The organism is Niabella ginsenosidivorans (assembly GCF_001654455.1).
Lineage (GTDB): Bacteria > Bacteroidota > Bacteroidia > Chitinophagales > Chitinophagaceae > Niabella > Niabella ginsenosidivorans.
Genome location: NZ_CP015772.1, coordinates 2605716 through 2622294, shown reverse-complemented (window position 1 = coordinate 2622294; position 16579 = coordinate 2605716). Strand labels below are relative to the sequence as shown.

Genomic DNA, 16579 nt, shown 5'->3' with positions numbered 1-16579 from the left:
TGGAGTTAGAGTGAGGAATCTTAGTTGTAACTTGGGTTCTGAACTAATGAAGGATCCGCCAGAATTTCACTTTCCGGGATAGGAAAAATATATTTTTGAGGATTTGTTGCCCCTAAAACTGCTGCCGCTCTGCCCGTCCGCGTCAGGTCAAACCACCTGTGGGGCTCAAGGGCAAATTCAATTCTTCTTTCGTTTTCAATAGCCAGTAATAGCCCCTCCTTGTCTTTCACCGTTGCTAATGGTACTTCAGACCGTTCTCTCACCGCATTTAAATCGGCCAGTGCACCTGTAAGATCCGGAGTTTGCCTGGAAGCACGGGCTTCTGCTCTGATAAGATAAACTTCTGCCGTTCTTATAAGATATGCCGGAGATGTTTTGGTGGGACATATGGCGCCAACAATGCCCAGGCTGCTTTGTACCGATAATATTTTTCTTCCCCCGCCAATATTTTTGTCGTTCAGTAATGAATGGATTTCGCTTTTGGGCTCCAAGGCCCTGTTGCTGGTATTCCATAAGCCAAAAGCAGGGTTTGTATTATTATCATTATAGGAGAGCTCTAAAATGGATTCTGCGGTACCGCCTGCTAATTTGAAAGGCTTTATTAATTGATAGCTTGTATTGTTAATGACCTCTGTGGCATCATTTTCTGCTTCCTGGTATTTTTTGAGATACAAATTTACACGGGCCCGGAGGGCGTATGCTGTGGATTTACGGGCCCTGTTCCTGACTACTGAAGCGGGCAATAATTCGATAGCCTGATTCAGATCCGTAATTGCCTGGTTATATACTGTTGCCTGGTTGCTTTGTGGTACGCCCAGCTTATCTTCAATAGTTAATGTAGGCGTCAGGTATATAGGCACATTTCCGAAAACCCTGGCCAGGTCAAAATAGGACAATGCTCTTATAAAATAGGCTTCTCCCAAAAATTGATCACGTATTTCATCTGTCAGTGCAACATCGTTCACCAAAGGCACTTTTTCAATAATATGATTCGATATATTAATTGCGTTATAAAAATTAAGCCAATAAGTGCTTAAAAAAGCAATATCAGATCGTAAATCGTGATTGATTATATTCAGATCTGTTTGCGCATTGTTCAATGATTTTATATCACTTCCGGCCAGGAGAATGGTAGTCTGGAAAGAACTTCCATAGCTGGATAGGGATACAGCGCTGTACGCCCCTCTGACAGCAGTTTCTGCTGAGGCTTTATCGAAAATCGTTTTTTCATCAGAAATAGCATCAAAGGATTCAACATCTAGGAATTTTTTGCAGGAAGCAAAAAAGCTGATAAGAACCACGCTGATAAGAAATACTGAATACCACCTTTTCATAAATAAATTTTTTTGTATTAGAACTTTACATTAATACCAAAAGAAATACCAACAGGCTGGGGCAGGGTTGCCGTATCCAACCCGTCCAGGTTTTGACCTGCATCATTGGAAGATTCGGGATCTGCCCCCGTATATTTGGTCCAAATAAGAAGATTTGAACCCGATGCAAATACCCGTACTCCACGCAATCCTAACCGGTTTGTCAGTGAATTGGATAAGTTATACCCCAGTGAAACGGCTTTCAGCCTTATAAACGAACCGTCCTCCAGGAAACGGCTATTCTGCTCAATCGTGTAATTATAGCCTACACTGGTTACCCTTGGCACATCTGTAATATCGCCCGGCTTTTGCCATCTTTTTAGCTGGCTTGCTAAAATAGCCCTTGAAGCATCCCTTGTTCCGCCGCCTTCCATTATATATCTGTTGAAATTGTAGACGCGATTTCCATATTGGAAGGTGAACAGGATATTGGCATCAAAGTTCCCGAATGAAAAATTATTGGTAAGCCCCCCAAAGAATTTTGGAATTAAATTGCCTAACATACGGCGGTCGGTTGCTGTTAAGGTTCCGTTGTGGTCAGCATCATAAAATACGGCATTCCCGGTCTGAGGATCCACGTACAATTGTTCATATAGCCACCAACTGGCTAAAGGGTAACCTTCTTCTGTTCTTCTGTATTCCCTGGCTTCAAACGTAATGGGAGCGAGCAATTTTTCCGCCCTGTTTCTGTTGGATGCAATATTGAAATCTGTTCTCCATTGAAAGGCTGCATTTTTAATATTGAGTGATGATACTGCAACTTCAATACCCCTGTTGCTGATTTCCCCGGCATTTGCAAGCATACTGTTATAACCGGTAGCCCCCGGCACCTGCAGCTGTAATAAGGCGTCGGTTGTATATCTGTAATAGAAGTCTACATCAAAATTTAAGCGGTTATCAAAAAAACCAATATTTAAACCAAGATTATAGGAAGTTGTTTTTTCCCATTTTAAATTCGGGTTTGCCAATTGTGATGGTGCAATACCTGCCTTAAATCCACTGGTTAAATCATCCGCATATTGGGCATTCCCTGTCCACAGGCCACGGGACGCATAATCGTTAATGCCGTTCTGATTGCCGGAACTACCGGCGCTTAGCCGCAGTTTCAATTCTGAAATCCGGTCAGTATTTTTAAGAAAGGCAGCATTTTTCACGCGCCATCCGAAACCAACCGCGGGGAAATATCCCCAGCGGTTGTTAGCTCCAAACTTGGATGAGCCATCTGCCCGTAACGACGCTTCAACATAATAGGTATTGTCAAAATTATAATTGATACGGGATAGGAAAGAAGCCAGTGTGGAGCGTGACTGTGATTGCGTGGCTGTTCTGACAGAAGCTGCTGAAATTTGCTGAAATGAATTGTTGGGAAATCCCTGTCCTGTTGCGCTTGTAAATTTTGAATCTTCTTGTTGGAAGCTGCTTCCCAGCAGGGCGGTTATTGTATGCCCGCTTCCAAAACTTTTATTGTAATTAAACAGCTGTTCGCTTTGCAGCAGGCTATAATTTGTAATGCCCTCATATTTGTACCCCAGCGGATTGGGAGCGCCTCCAATAATGGTCTTATCGCTAAAAAATTCCCGGTCATTATAATAATCATAATCGAGCCCGAATGTGGCTCTGAAATTTAATTCCGGTAATATTTTAACTTCGAGGTACTGATTTCCGGAATACCTGATGCTTCTTGTAGAAATGTTGGTGGTATTCAGGTCTATAAGATTATAAATATTCTCGTAAATTGATCCCCTGGCCAAAGTGCCATCATCATTATAAAGCGGCAGGTAGGTAGGGGTATGCATTATGGCTAACGTATAACTGGCCTGTTGACCGGAGCCTTCCCTTGCCTGCTGTCTGAAAGAGTAGGAGAGGTTGTTGAGCGAACCAATGGTTATAAATTTGTTTAGTTTTGATTCGAGGTTATATCTAAAGCTGTACCGGTCAAATTTTACGGGTTTCATGATCCCTTCCTGATCCGTATAGCCCAGGGCCAGGTTATAACGGGTACTTTCATTTCCTTTTTGAATACTCAAATGATAGTCATTATTTTGAGCGGTGCGCAACCCTATGGCTAACCGGTCATAAGTTTGCTGATCCTCCGGGTTACCGCGCCCCGGCACGCCATTAATTACTTCATCAACCGGGCGAAAAGGCCTGTTTTCGTAGGTCTGATTTAGCGCAGGATTGTCTATGCCTGAATTGATCCACTGCTCATTCACCAACATGGCATGTTCCGGCCCGGTTGTGTATTTCCACAATCTGCTCTTGTCTGCCCACTGATACCCATGAGATGCGGAGAGGTTGATTTGTGCCCGGTTTTGAGAATAGGCCCCCTTGTTGGTTGTAACGAGGATTACTCCGTTTGAGCCCCTGGAACCATATATGGCAATGGCGCTTGCATCTTTTAAAATTTCGATGCTTTCAATGTCAGCCGGATTTAAATCTGCCAGAGGAGAGGTGACCTTTCCTCCACCCAGGTCTATTGAAGACAGGCTGTTGTTGTTAACAATTAATCCATCAATTACATAGAGTGGTGCATTGCTCGCGTTTATAGATGCCGTTCCCCTTATCTGTACCTTAATGCCTGCCCCGGGGGTTCCGGAAAAAGTATTTATCTGCACACCGGCGGCTTTACCCTGTAACTGTGCATCAAAGCTGGCTGCGGGAAATGTTTTTACTTCCTGGGCATTTACTTTTGACACAGCTCCTATTACGTCCTTTCTCCGCTGCGTACCATAACCCACTACTACCACATCTTCCAGCTGACTGGTAGCCGGCTTCAGGAATACATCAATAGGAGATCCTGTGGCTACTGTTTCTTTTGCTTCGTAGCCAACGCTGGTTACCACTATTGTAAACGGAAATTTTTGAGCCGTATATAGCGTAAATGCACCCCGGGCATCACTTGTAGTGCCATTGGTGATGCCCTTTATTTGAATGGACACATTAGCCAACGGCAGCTTGCTTGCAGAATCGGAGACCTGGCCCTTTAATACGGAATTAATGGTGGGTTGGGGCTCATTTTGCCCTTTGCTGTAAAATGGTGTTAGAGTGGTTAGAACTATCAGGAAACATAGTACTCTTTTCATTAATATTGTATTATGATTAAATAATTAAGGCGTGTAACATGTATTTTATAAGCCACTCAATACCCGTTGATGCCTTTGTTTTAGCTGTATGTACAGCACTATTTTGTATCAGGCGCCTCCTCCTTTTGAATTTGATAAATGGCTTCTCCCAGATCTAATATCTGTAAGCCGGGGTATTGCTTTCTTAAAATGCTGGCAGCAATGGCTGAGCGGTACCCTGATGCACAGTGCACCACAACCGGTTTGTCTGTAGGAACAGCTGAAAGCCTTTTACCCAGGTAGGGTAAAGGGATGTTGACAGCAGATGCGATCAGTTTGCCGGCTTTGTATTCATTTGGATTGCGCACATCAATGATCGTATACTTACCGGCATCCTTAAGCTTAAATGGCTTTCCATCTAAAAAAGTGGGGATTTCTTTTTTAAGGTCATATATAAACACCCCTTCAATATTTGTTTCATACCCGATTTTTGCCAGTTTTTTTATGGCCACATCTAATGCGCTGTTATCCTGCCCAATTACATAAAACTTTTGAGAAGGAGGAATCACCGTGCCCAGCCATGTCTCAAATTTGCCTCCATCAGGCACATTAAGGGCATTTGTATAATAGGAGTGTTGATATACATCCCTGGAACGGATGTCCACTACGGTGGCATTGTGGGGAACGGGGTGATTTACCGGAAACGATCTGACCTTTGTTATGTTTTCTTTCAGATCGGCAGCGCCTGAGCGGTTCAATTCCACATCATAGGGAAAATACCCGGGTATAAACGGCAGCTCCTTTAATAATGCGGATACAAAAGCTGCTTCCGTTGCATGGTGGAAGGCATGATTATTTTGCTTTTCATAACCGATGGTACTGGAAGTTACATTGCGGATGGCTGTTCCGCACAGGGAACCCGCGCCATGTGTAGGGTAGACGATCACCTCATTATTTAAGGGTGCATATTTTTCATTTAGGGTATGATATAAAGCCTTTGCCAAATAAGTACGCTGCTCATTTTCATTGGAGCCATATTCTCTCAGGTCGGGGCGGCCTACGTCTCCAAATAACAATGCATCTCCGGTAAATACAACCCTGTCGGTTCCGTTTTCCTGCAGGATAACAGAGATGCTATCCGGCGAATGCCCCGGGGTTTCTATAATCCTTAATTGCACTTTTTCAGTTAAAGGAATACGATCACCTTCCTTTACCGGCTGATGCGGGTATTGCGCATTGAGCTTTTCACTAACGTATATTTTGCCACCCGTCTTACGTTGAATTTCAGCATGGCTGCTGATAAAGTCTGCATGGGGGTGCGTTTCTATGATCCCAACGATGGTAGCTTTTTGTGCAGCTGCATAGTCATAAAACGGCCGGGCATCCCTGGCCGGGTCTATAAGAATAAGTTTTTTATTGAACAAAATAGCATAGGTGAACTGGGCCAGGCCCTTATCAAAAAATTGCTCAATGTGCCAGCCGCCTGTTGCTCTTGCAGATAGCGTCTTGCGTGCAAAAAAAACGCTGGCAACAACAGGAGTGGTCGTCCTGAAAAAATGACGTCTGTTCATTGAAGATGATTTACTGGATGACAAAATTGAGCAGGTCCACCCCGCTGTTATTGCTCCTGGACTGAAAAGCATATACTACTACCTGATAGTTGCCTTTTTCTTTAACAGGCAGGTTCCCTTCAAATATATTTGTCTGCACTGCTTTTTGAAGCGTAAAGGTCCCGATCGGACTCCCTTCTTTTTTTAATACTGCCTTTACTTCAAAATCGTTCGCATTCCAAACCCCGCCTTTACTGATGGGGCAGCCACAAAGCATTGTAAGGCTTATCCGAACCGGAAGTGAATTGTTTTTTATAGAATCAGAGCTGATGATCTGATGGGTTGTCGGGTTCAGAATGTCCAGGATCAGTCCCGGCAGTTCCAGTATAATACCATCGCCCAGGATATCTTTCCCTGGAATGACCCAGATCTGGGTACTGCCTTTGATCGCTGAACCTCTCCGGCTTACCGGGGCAACCACCTCTATATCTACAAATGTGGGCGCATCAATGTCAATGTTAGCAACGAACCCTGCAGTCTTGTCATCTGTAATGGATTGATAGCGTTGATAGGACGTCTGTAATATGGATTTTGTATCGCCGGAGGTTCCCGTAGTAATACCACTTGCCAATAGGGCTCCTGTCCGGTTATCTCTTATTACTACCGCAGCCCCGCCAATGGCAGTTCCGATAAATTTCGCATCTTTGGCCTTTACCCGGATAGTGACCTTTGTAGGAGTGGCATGAGCTCCGCTTAAAAAATATAAAAGGCCCCACAATAATAAAAATTGCTTCATATTTTATTGTTTTTATACTAATAGGTGAACTTCTTATTTTCAGAATACCAGCTTTTTCCCGTGGTATAAACCTCAGGTATCCGTTCCAGTACAACATTTATAGGATCCTGGTGCTGGTCTAAACCGGAAAGCTCTATTGCGTTTTCATTAATTTTTACATAATGCCATTGCAGGATGCCTAAAGTGTCTTTTAATGGAGTGGTATATAATTGTTTTAAATTGAGGAAATCCTTATTGGCTAATTTCTTTTTGATCCTGGTACTAAAGTTCTGGCCTTTATCTACTAAATACAGGTCATTGTATAATGAGTCAATTTCATAGTACAGGTAAACACGGCCTCCGGCCCTGCCGGTAAACTCATATTCCTTAAAAATATCCGAACCATCCGGAACTCCGTTCCCAATGCTGATTTGAAAGGGTTTGTATACTTTATAGGAAAATGTAGAATATCTTTCAAAAACGGCATCGTGCCATCTTACGGAATCCAGGGGAGAATAAGAAAGCGGACTGCCGTTCTTTAAAAATGTTTTTACCAGGTAATGTCCCTCAAATCCCTTTAAACCGGGAACTATGGGCTCTTTAAGCCGTCCCTGGTTATAATGTAAATCATAGCGGTTATACCCTGTAAAAACTAAAAAGAGTATGATAAATACAGATTTTGTCAGTATATAAGAAAAACGCTTTGAGCGGGAAGTGTATTCCGGGTAATAATGATTGGGTACAACTGTTTGCCTTTTTATAAAGAGCTTCCATATATCAGGTATATATTGCACCAACAGGAACAGGGCCTGGATAACAAAAAACGAGCTGTAAACGTGCACGCCGCCATCATATCCGAGGTTTGCGTGGGCAATATTGTAAAATATACCGGCAGTTAATATGGCGCCTATTGCAGTAGTAGATCTGAAAAACAGCAGAACCCCGATAAGAATTTCCAAAGTGCCCAGGAATATTTCATACCAGAGAGAAAGCCCTACAGACTGCCAGTAAAGCTTAAAAGGAGCGTAGTCCCCAAAATTGGTATGCAGGTTGCTGATGGAAGGAAAGGGCATCTGCATCGGGAAAAATTTAATGAAACCAAAAGCTATTGACCCGATGGCAACCCTGTACCGCACAAACACCCGTAACCAATAGTACAATACATTATACTCTTTTCTGCCTTTCTTTTGTGCTGCAAAGGTCCAGATAATAGCCCCAATAATACTGACGGCCAAAAATGCACCCCAGGTGGTATAGGAGGCAAGACCCCATTTGCCGCTTTCTGTATGAATATCTATCAATCCCGGCCGGGCGCCTGCCAGTGCTGACAATAATTTATAAAATGAAAAATCTGAAAACAGCCGGGCATACCATTCTTTTTCTAAGGGCACAATCAATAGTATAAAGAACAGGAAGGCAATCCTAAAGAAAAATTTCTCGCTATTGCTCCATGCAGGCTTCCCGGTATGAAGCGGCTGAATCGTATTATGCGTACTTATGATAGTCATAGCTAATAAATTTTAATGGGTTTCCTGCGGCCTTTTTCAATTAAATAGGTTTTGGGAATGCGCGCTAACTGCACCTTAACAGAATCTCCATGCATATTAACTCCGCTTACATGAATGATGCTGTCCAGGATATTAAACCTGAGAGCATATTTTTTTGTATGGCTGCTTTCTTCAAAGAGCTGGACAGCATACCTGTTTTCAGCTTCCTTTTTGTACAGATACCTGTAAAAATGACGCCCTGCATTTCCTGTTTTTTCAAAGTTGCGGTTCAGGTCTGACTGCCATACGATCCCTGGTTTTGTGCTGTCAATGGTTACTGGTTCGTTGCTCCGGATGCTTAATGTATTCCATGACTCAAAGACAACATTTTGCCATCTTATGGGATCCAGCAGGGAATAGTCAATGGTATCATTATTAATTATAAAGCTCTTTACATCATACAATCCCCGGATATTATTGATGCCCTTTGTTGCCGGGTAGGGGTAATTGGTTGCTTTCCAGTTGGAATAAGCAGCAATTCCGTATACAAGAAAACCGATGATCAACACCGATTTTAAAAACGGTTTGTACCGGGCTACAGACCTGTTATAATAGGGCACAAAAGGATCAGGCTCACTTTTTATTTGTCTGAACAGCAGGTTGAAAAACCTGGGGAAATCGTATACAAAAAGTACAACTCCGATTAATAAAAGGAAGGAGCTGTACACCTGTTCCCCGATTTCATATACATAGTTTACGATAACAATGTTGGCAAGAACAGCGATCAGGAGCCCGGCGCCTATAGCTGCAGTTCTTCTAAAGAGCAGCAATACCCCGCCTATAATTTCTAAGAACCCTAAAGAAAATACATAGTTTGCCTTGGTAACAGAAGTGCTGAGGTAATAGATCTTCCATAGCAACAGGTCGCCGTATTCTGTATTGTAATCGCTTAAAGTAGGCTTTGGCAACAGGATGGGGAATAGTTTTAGTATCCCTATGGAGATTAAAGCAATGCCCAGCCTGAACCGCAATAATACACGCAGCCAGTAATAGAGCTGCTCATAATTGATACGTTCCTTTTCTTTGACCAGGGCGCTCCAGATAAAGGTGCCGGATAAAGCAATGATTGCAGCAATGCCCCAGTTATAAAACCCTTCCAGGTGTGTTCCCACTTTTAAGCTTTCCGGAATAAAGCTGGTACGATAAGTAGCCAGTTGAAGAACATCCGCAAATGAAAAGCCCGGGTTGGATAAGCTTTTGTATAAATTGGGGTCGTAAGGGATCGAAAGCACTATAAAAAAAAGGCAGGCAAAGCGAAATAATTTTATTTCGCCAGGTCGCCAGCTAACGGTTGTATTTATTTTTGTCATATTGAGTTTTTTATTTGCGTTGACTGCCCTCCGGGAGGGGGGCACAATCATCCGAAAGGGCTTCGTTGCACTCCGCCCGGCATGACGAAAAAAAGGCCGATTTTCAAAATAGTGGCACATTTGTCATTGATAAAATAGATTGGAATGAAGAACACTAATCTTCATAACCGGGGTTTTGACTAAGACTCTTATCCACTAAGATCTGGGCGTAGGGAACTGGCAGCAATTGCTTGGTGGCATCAGTAAACCCTAATACCTGTAATGCCCTGCCGGTACGCACCAGGTCAAACCACCGGTGTGCTTCAAACGCAAACTCGACCCTGTTCTCATTTTCAATTAATAAGAGCAGCGCCGTTTGATCAGTGGCACCGGCATCGGGAATGTGTGAGCGGTTCCTGACGGTATTCAGGTCTGCTAAGGAACCTGCCAGGTCTTCCAGATGCGCTTTAGCTTCAGCCCGGATCAGATACATCTCGGACAGTCTTATAATATAAGCGGGATCCGTTCCATTGGTGCGGTAATATAAATTGCCGTACCAGGTGGGCGCGCCATTAACGGAAACGCTTGTAACAAGCGCTTTCCTGTCACCCCCGGTTTGTGCATTTGTCAATACTACAGCTATTGCATCAGTAGGCCTTTGCCAACCGATTCCGCCATTTGTGGAAGGCTGCCAGTTATATGCCTGGGTATTGGTAACATTCGTATTATAGTATAGCTCAAATATAGATTCACTGGTGTTGGAAGCATTATTGGCAAAAAAGGCATTATAAGGGCTCACTAACGTGTAATTCTGATGATCGTTGATTATTTTGGATGCATATTCGATGGCATCAGCCCATTCCTTTTGATATAAATGGTACCTGGCTCTCAACGCCCAAACGGTTTTTTTTGTAGCCCTGATCCTGTTGGTTGTTTCCGGCAGTAAGGCCTCAGCCGCTTTCAGATCGTTCAGGATCTGTGCATAGGTCTCCGGGATGCTGCTTCTTTGCATATCCTTTATGCTGTTTGCAGATAACGTAGGTTCCAATACAAGCTGGGCGCCGCCCCAGGTTCTTACAACATCAAAATAAGCCAATGCGCGGATGAAATAAGCCTCACCGATTAACTGGTTCCGGATCGTTTCAGTAAAAGTGGTTGTTAAGGGAACTTCCGGCACTTTTGCTATTACATTATTAGCCCTGTTAATGGTATTGTATATAGCTACCCATACCGTATTTAACGGACCAAGATCTGCTAATTGCGTATGTGACGTCAGTGTTTTATTAACGGCCTGGCTTCCTGTATACTGCACATTATCACCGGATAGATTAATGATCATAGGATAATTATACCCATAGTAATCATCAGATTGTAATTCGTTATAAATGCCCCTTACTGCTGTTGCTGCGGAATTTTCATCTACGATCGTTACCAGGTCAGATGTTGCTATTCTTGGTTCTACATTTAAAAACTTTTTGCAGGAAGAAAGCCCCAGCAGCAATAATAGCATTGACAGCGTATAGGACCGGGCACCTTTTATTCTTTTCATATCTTAACTATTTTTAAAAAATTGATTTTAGAAAGTCAGGTTAAAACCAAACTGGAAACTTCTTGGCTGTGGAGGAGTTCCAAATCCGCCAAGCCCCTGTGCATTGGGGTCAGAAGTCACATTTGTTTCAGGATCCCCGGTATATTTTGTAAGAATAAACAGGTTGGCGCCTATAAAATAAAACCTGAGGTTGGATAATTTCAGCCGCTGTACAATTTCCTTTGGTAACGTATATCCTATTGATAGTTGTTTCAGTCTTATGAAGGAAGCATCTTCCAGATAACGGCTGTTCTGATCCAGTGTATAATTATAACCCGCGGAAGTAAGTTTCGGAACATCCGTAATATCTCCTGGTTTTTGCCATCTTTTTAATAATGTGGCATCTGCGCCTGTGCCAGGGTTCCTTTCTAAGAAAAAACGTTGCAGGTTCAGGTTGTAGTTGCCGTACTGAAAGCTGAACAGCGTGCTGAAGTCGAACTGTCTAAATGTGATGCTGTTCGTTATGCCCCCATAAAATTTTGGATAAAAATTGTGCAGGATTTTCCTGTCGTCTGCGGTAACAGTGCCATTTGCATCCTGACCCGCAAATACAGGGTTGCCCGTGTTGGGGTCCACGTATAACTGTTCATACAGCCAGAATGAATTCAGGGAATAGCCCTCTTTAAGGATCACCCAGTCACGGGTATATTTTGTGATCTGTGTCGGTAGCTTTTCGATCCTGTTTTTATTCCCGGATATGTTAAGGCTTGTATTCCATGTGAAATGATTTTTCCGGATATTTACAGAATTTATATTCAGCTCATAACCCCTGTTACTGACTTCGCCTACATTAGCCCAGTATTCAGAGAAGCCGGAAGTTGCCGGCACCGGTTTTTGAAGCAGCAGATCAGAAGTATACTTATAATAATAATCGAAGGTTATTGACAGCCGGTTATCAAAAAGAGCGGCGTCAAGGCCAACATCTGTCTGTGCTGTCTTTTCCCATTTCAGATCATCATTGCCCAACTGCAGAGGGCCAATTCCTGCTAAGGGAGTACCGGCCACATCAGCATAGGGGCTGCCACCGGACCATAGTCCTCTTGCTGCAAAATCATTGATCCCGGACTGGTTGCCGGTTATGCCATAAGAAGCCCTGAACTTCAGATCATTCACCCATTTTACATCCCGTAGAAATGCTTCATTTTTAATCCGCCAACCCAGGCCAAATGCCGGGAACGTGCCCCAGCGGTTGTTGGCGCCGAATTTGGAGGAACCATCCGCTCTGATACTGAACTCACCAAAGTATTTATCCGCAAAGGAATAAGCCAGTCTTCCAAAATAGGACACGATTGTATTTTTTGTCCAGTCATCTGAAGATAGGGTGGATGCTGCTGAGGATATGAGTTTATAATTATTGTTAGCAAACCCGTTCCCTTCGGCATAAGTATATTTCAATTCATTACTTTGTAACGTATTTCCTATTAAGGCAGAAAAGTTGTGATCACTGATCCGCTTATTGTAGGATAATACCTGTTCATTGATCCATGCGGTATTTTGTGTAATGGCAGAGATTGCTTTTCCTCCAACAGCAGAGCCGATGGATGTATTGGTATTCCAGTATTGGTATTCGTCATATAAATTATAATCTGCACTTACACTGGATTTGAATTTTAATCCATCTGCAAGAGTGGCCTCTGCAAAAACGCCGCCGATGTATCGTAAGCTGGTTGTATTCACATCATAATTATCTACCAGGGAGTAAGTGTTTTCTAACCCGATCAGGGCGCCCGATGCATCGTGCGTGGGACTATATGTTGCACCTGTAATAGCAGATCCCCACAACCGCCCCTGAGGCCCATCCCCTAAACGGGCCTGGTTCCTGTAGCTTCTGGAAAGGCTGTTGGTTAAACCGATTTTTATTTTCGAGGTGAGCTGATTATCAAAGTTGAATTTCAGGCTTGCGCGGTTAAACCCGATTACTTTAAAGAACGCATCCTGGTTGGTGTATCCGGCGCCTAAATAATACCGGGTTTTATCGGTTCCACCCTGTATGCCGATATTGTAATCCTGGATGTAGCCCTTTCTAAGCAAAAAGCCCAGCCTGTCATAGGTCTTTTGATCTTCCGGGGCACCTAAACCACCTTCAGACACAGGCCTGAACGGGCTTTGCTCCGGATGCCCTGAATTGACCCAGTATTCATTGACCAGAGTAGCTGCATTAGGACCGGAAAGGAGATTGGGCAATACCGACTTGTCGGCTTCAACCCAGCCATTTGATACGTTCAGGTCTATTTTTACTTTGGACTTATAAGCGCCCTGTTTTGTAGTTACAATTACAACGCCGTTAGCACCCCGGGAGCCATAAATAGCTGTTGCCGATGCGTCTTTCAATAGTTCAATTGATTCTATATCGGCCGGGTTAATATCGGCGAGCGGGGAAGAGGTCCTGCCGCCTAAATTTGTTGTCTGCAAACTTGTATTGTTTACAAAGACCCCGTCTATGATATACAATGGATCACTGCTTGAATTAATAGAAGTGGTACCTCTTAGCCGGACAAAAATGCCTTCCCCCGGCACACCGGAATTGGTAACCACCTGTAAGCCCGCAGCCTTTCCCTGCAACTGCGCATCAAAACTGGCAACAGGTATTTTATTGACCTCAGCAGCACTGATCTTGGATATAGCGCCTACCAGGTCTTTCTTCCGCTGTGTGCCGTAACCTACAACCACTACATCTTCCAGCTGACTGGTAGCCGGCTTCAGGAATACATCAATAGGAGATCCTGTGGCTACTATTTCTTTTGCTTCGTAGCCAACGCTGGTTACCACTATTGTAAACGGAAATTTTTGAGCTGTATATAGCGTAAATGCACCCCGGGCATCGCTTGTAGTGCCATTAGTGATGCCTTTTATCTGAACAGATACATTCGCTAAAGGAAGCTTGCTTACAGAATCGGAGACCTGGCCTTTTAGTATTGAATTGATTGTGGGGTGGGGGTTCTCCTGTCCGTTACTGTAAAAGGGTGTTAGAATGGTTAGCACTACTAGGAAACATAGTACTCTTTTCATTAAATTTGTGTTATGATTAAATAATAAGGTGCACAGCTTGTAGCAATACAAGCCATTCAATGTCCATTGAAGCCTTTGAATTTGGTCACGGCCGGAGTCTGTTACCGCAGTTCCGGCCTTTTTAGTAAGTCGTCATTATGCGGGGCAACATCGGAACGTTCCTTTTGGTGATCTTGTGAATAAGGACATACGCGTTGAATAAAAATTAGATCATTTGAGAATTACCTGTTCTTAACAGGGCAGGTATTTATTTGGAGCACAAAAATAATAATTAATATAAGTCTACCAAATTAGTAGACAATTATTTTTAATATTTCTTTTTCCGGCCGGCACCGGCAGGAACAGATGAAGCAGTGCGCCCTGTTTCAGGTATTGACAACAACGGGTCAAAGAGTAAGCGGCTGGCCGATGTATTCCTTGGATGATAAGATGCTGCGCTGTGTAAAGCATTGAGCAGAGCGTTTGGAGCTGAAAAAGACCAGAGAAAAACAGCGCTATGTTGTAAAGAGTTCTGTTTGGAAGAAAGACAGGGGATCGTCCGCCTTATCCGTGAACAGGAACGCCGGCATTAAGCAGAGGAGCAGCCGCAGCACCTGTTCCCGTCTATAAAATGTTACGTACCTTTTACAGTGGTGATGAGGATTCTTTTAATGCTCCCGGTATAAAAAAGAACCCGGTAAAAAGATCAGGAGGCAGTGTCTGCAACGGTCTTTGTTCCGTGTATCAGGGAAGTTTTGAAGATGCTCCTTCTTACGGAAGAACGGGCAATACTGCGGCTTCCCTTACCGGAACCATAGCATAGATTTTTTTGACAAATGTTCAAATGTATGTACATTTGAATCAAAATTGTCATATGCATTCCAGGCTTTTATTCTTCATCATATTTATTCTGGCTTCGGTTATTGGTTCGGCGCAGCAAAATGAGCATACCGGTAAACCCAATATTATCCTGATCGTATCTGATGACCATGCTTATCAGGCCATCAGCGCCTATCAGAAAAACCTGATCCAAACGCCAAACATTGACAGGATCGGGGCGGAAGGCGTAGTGATGGATCATGCGTACGTAACCAATTCTGTCTGCAGCGCCAGCAGGGCAGTGATATTGACAGGCAAGTATTCGCACATCAACGGGCTACGGGATAACGGCACTTTTTTCAACGGAGCACAACAAACATTGCCAAAGATCCTGAAGCAATATGGATATAAAACCGCTATTATCGGTAAATGGCATTTATGGTCGGATCCTACAGGGTTTGATTACTGGAACATCCTTCCGGCACAGGGACATTATTATAATCCGCCCTTTGTAAAAATGGGCAGGGACACTGCCTATAGCGGCTATGTAACGGATGTGATCACAGACCTGTCTCTTGACTGGATCGGCAAAAATAAAAAAGATCCCTTTTGTTTATTATTGTTTCATAAAGCGCCGCACCGCAACTGTATGCCTCCGCTGAAATACCTGGACCGGTTTGAGCACCGGCAGTTCCCGTTGCCGGCTAATTTTTATGATGATTATAAGGACCGGGAAGGGTTGCAGCGGCAGCAGATCACCGTAGCCCGGGACCTCGACATCCGTTATGACAGTAAGATTCCTTGCGACAGCTGCCCGGTTACCAAAGTGAATGAGTGGGCGCCCGCAGAATATAAACGGGAGATTGATCGCCTGACTCCCGCAGAACGGCAACAATGGGATGCGCATTATCAGAAAGCGTATGAGGCCTTCCGGAAATTAAAGACCAGAGACGAAGTGGTGCGCTTCCAGTTCCAGCGGTATATGGAAGATTATCTGAGTTGTGTGAAGTCTGTGGATGATAATGTAGGACGTGTGCTGGATTATTTAAAAGAACAGCAGCTCGATCGTAATACAATAGTGATATATATGTCGGACCAGGGCTTTTACCTGGGGGAGCACGGGTTGTATGATAAACGGTTCATGTATGAAGAATCGTTCCGCACACCCATGCTCATCCGCTATCCTGCAGCACTGCGAAAGCCGCGCCGGATCAGCTCATTTGTAATGAACCTGGACATTGCGCCTACCTTGCTGGACCTGGCAGGTATTCCTGTTCCGGCAGATATGCAGGGCATGTCTATGAAAAAACTGCTGGAAACCGGGAAGGATCCCGGCTGGCGAAAGAGTATGTACTATCATTATTACGAACGGTCCTTCGGCTTAACGCCCCATTATGGTATCCGCACCAAACGCTATAAACTGCTGCATTTTTACGGCCCGATCAATTCCTGGGAGCTCTATGATCTGAAGAAGGATCCCCATGAAATGAAGAACCTGTACCACAACAGGCATTTCGCAGCAAGGATATCCGGGCTGAAGAAAAGCATGGAACAGCTGAGGGCCCGGTACAGGGATGAGGACCGCTGA

General features: G+C 43.9%; 10 protein-coding genes. 2 read left to right on the top strand and 8 right to left on the bottom strand.

The window, feature by feature from the left end; translation table 11 throughout:
- Nucleotides 1-20: 20 nt before the first annotated feature.
- The 8 genes from A8C56_RS10965 to A8C56_RS10930 form a co-directional block, all read right to left on the bottom strand.
- On the bottom strand, nt 21-1334 hold the full coding sequence (locus A8C56_RS10965) for a RagB/SusD family nutrient uptake outer membrane protein (protein ID WP_067755725.1): 1314 nt from the start codon (nt 1332-1334) through the stop codon (nt 21-23).
- A 17-nt stretch (nt 1335-1351) separates the two neighbouring features.
- Nucleotides 1352-4456, bottom strand: coding sequence for a SusC/RagA family TonB-linked outer membrane protein (locus A8C56_RS10960; protein WP_067755722.1), 3105 nt, complete (start codon nt 4454-4456; stop codon nt 1352-1354).
- A gap of 98 nt (nt 4457-4554) precedes the next feature.
- Entirely contained in the window at nt 4555-6006 is a 1452-nt protein-coding gene (locus A8C56_RS10955) for an MBL fold metallo-hydrolase (protein WP_169818771.1), read from the bottom strand.
- A gap of 10 nt (nt 6007-6016) precedes the next feature.
- Nucleotides 6017-6781 (bottom strand): hypothetical protein, encoded by a 765-nt coding sequence (locus A8C56_RS10950; RefSeq protein WP_067755719.1) that lies wholly within the window; start codon nt 6779-6781, stop codon nt 6017-6019.
- Nucleotides 6782-6798: 17 nt separating this feature from the next.
- Nucleotides 6799-8268, bottom strand: coding sequence for a hypothetical protein (locus A8C56_RS10945; protein WP_067755715.1), 1470 nt, complete (start codon nt 8266-8268; stop codon nt 6799-6801).
- 2 nt (nt 8269-8270) lie between these two features.
- The gene (locus A8C56_RS10940; RefSeq protein WP_067761898.1) at nt 8271-9617 is read right to left on the bottom strand and encodes a hypothetical protein; all 1347 of its coding nucleotides are present in this window, start codon (nt 9615-9617) and stop codon (nt 8271-8273) included.
- Between the two features lie 154 nt (nt 9618-9771).
- The gene (locus A8C56_RS10935) at nt 9772-11145 is read right to left on the bottom strand and encodes a RagB/SusD family nutrient uptake outer membrane protein (RefSeq protein WP_067755712.1); all 1374 of its coding nucleotides are present in this window, start codon (nt 11143-11145) and stop codon (nt 9772-9774) included.
- Between the two features lie 27 nt (nt 11146-11172).
- Entirely contained in the window at nt 11173-14193 is a 3021-nt protein-coding gene (locus A8C56_RS10930) for a SusC/RagA family TonB-linked outer membrane protein (protein ID WP_067755709.1), read from the bottom strand.
- 610 nt (nt 14194-14803) lie between these two features.
- Here A8C56_RS10930 and A8C56_RS10925 point away from each other — a divergent pair.
- Complete coding sequence (locus A8C56_RS10925) at nt 14804-14995, top strand: hypothetical protein (RefSeq protein ID WP_067755706.1); 192 nt, start codon at nt 14804-14806, stop codon at nt 14993-14995.
- 51 nt (nt 14996-15046) lie between these two features.
- Nucleotides 15047-16579, top strand: coding sequence for a sulfatase family protein (locus tag A8C56_RS10920; protein ID WP_067761896.1), 1533 nt, complete (start codon nt 15047-15049; stop codon nt 16577-16579).

Bases quoted from the DNA above. Each gene is read 5' to 3' on its own strand.
- A8C56_RS10955 (WP_169818771.1), bottom strand. From the start codon at position 6,006: ATGAACAGACGTCATTTTTTCAGGACGACCACTCCTGTTGTTGCCAGC.
- A8C56_RS10950 (WP_067755719.1), bottom strand. From the start codon at position 6,781: ATGAAGCAATTTTTATTATTGTGGGGCCTTTTATATTTTTTAAGCGGA.
- A8C56_RS10925 (WP_067755706.1), top strand. From the start codon at position 14,804: ATGTTACGTACCTTTTACAGTGGTGATGAGGATTCTTTTAATGCTCCC.
- A8C56_RS10960 (WP_067755722.1), bottom strand. From the start codon at position 4,456: ATGAAAAGAGTACTATGTTTCCTGATAGTTCTAACCACTCTAACACCA.
- A8C56_RS10920 (WP_067761896.1), top strand. From the start codon at position 15,047: ATGCATTCCAGGCTTTTATTCTTCATCATATTTATTCTGGCTTCGGTT.
- A8C56_RS10945 (WP_067755715.1), bottom strand. From the start codon at position 8,268: ATGACTATCATAAGTACGCATAATACGATTCAGCCGCTTCATACCGGG.
- A8C56_RS10965 (WP_067755725.1), bottom strand. From the start codon at position 1,334: ATGAAAAGGTGGTATTCAGTATTTCTTATCAGCGTGGTTCTTATCAGC.
- A8C56_RS10940 (WP_067761898.1), bottom strand. From the start codon at position 9,617: ATGACAAAAATAAATACAACCGTTAGCTGGCGACCTGGCGAAATAAAA.
- A8C56_RS10935 (WP_067755712.1), bottom strand. From the start codon at position 11,145: ATGAAAAGAATAAAAGGTGCCCGGTCCTATACGCTGTCAATGCTATTA.
- A8C56_RS10930 (WP_067755709.1), bottom strand. From the start codon at position 14,193: ATGAAAAGAGTACTATGTTTCCTAGTAGTGCTAACCATTCTAACACCC.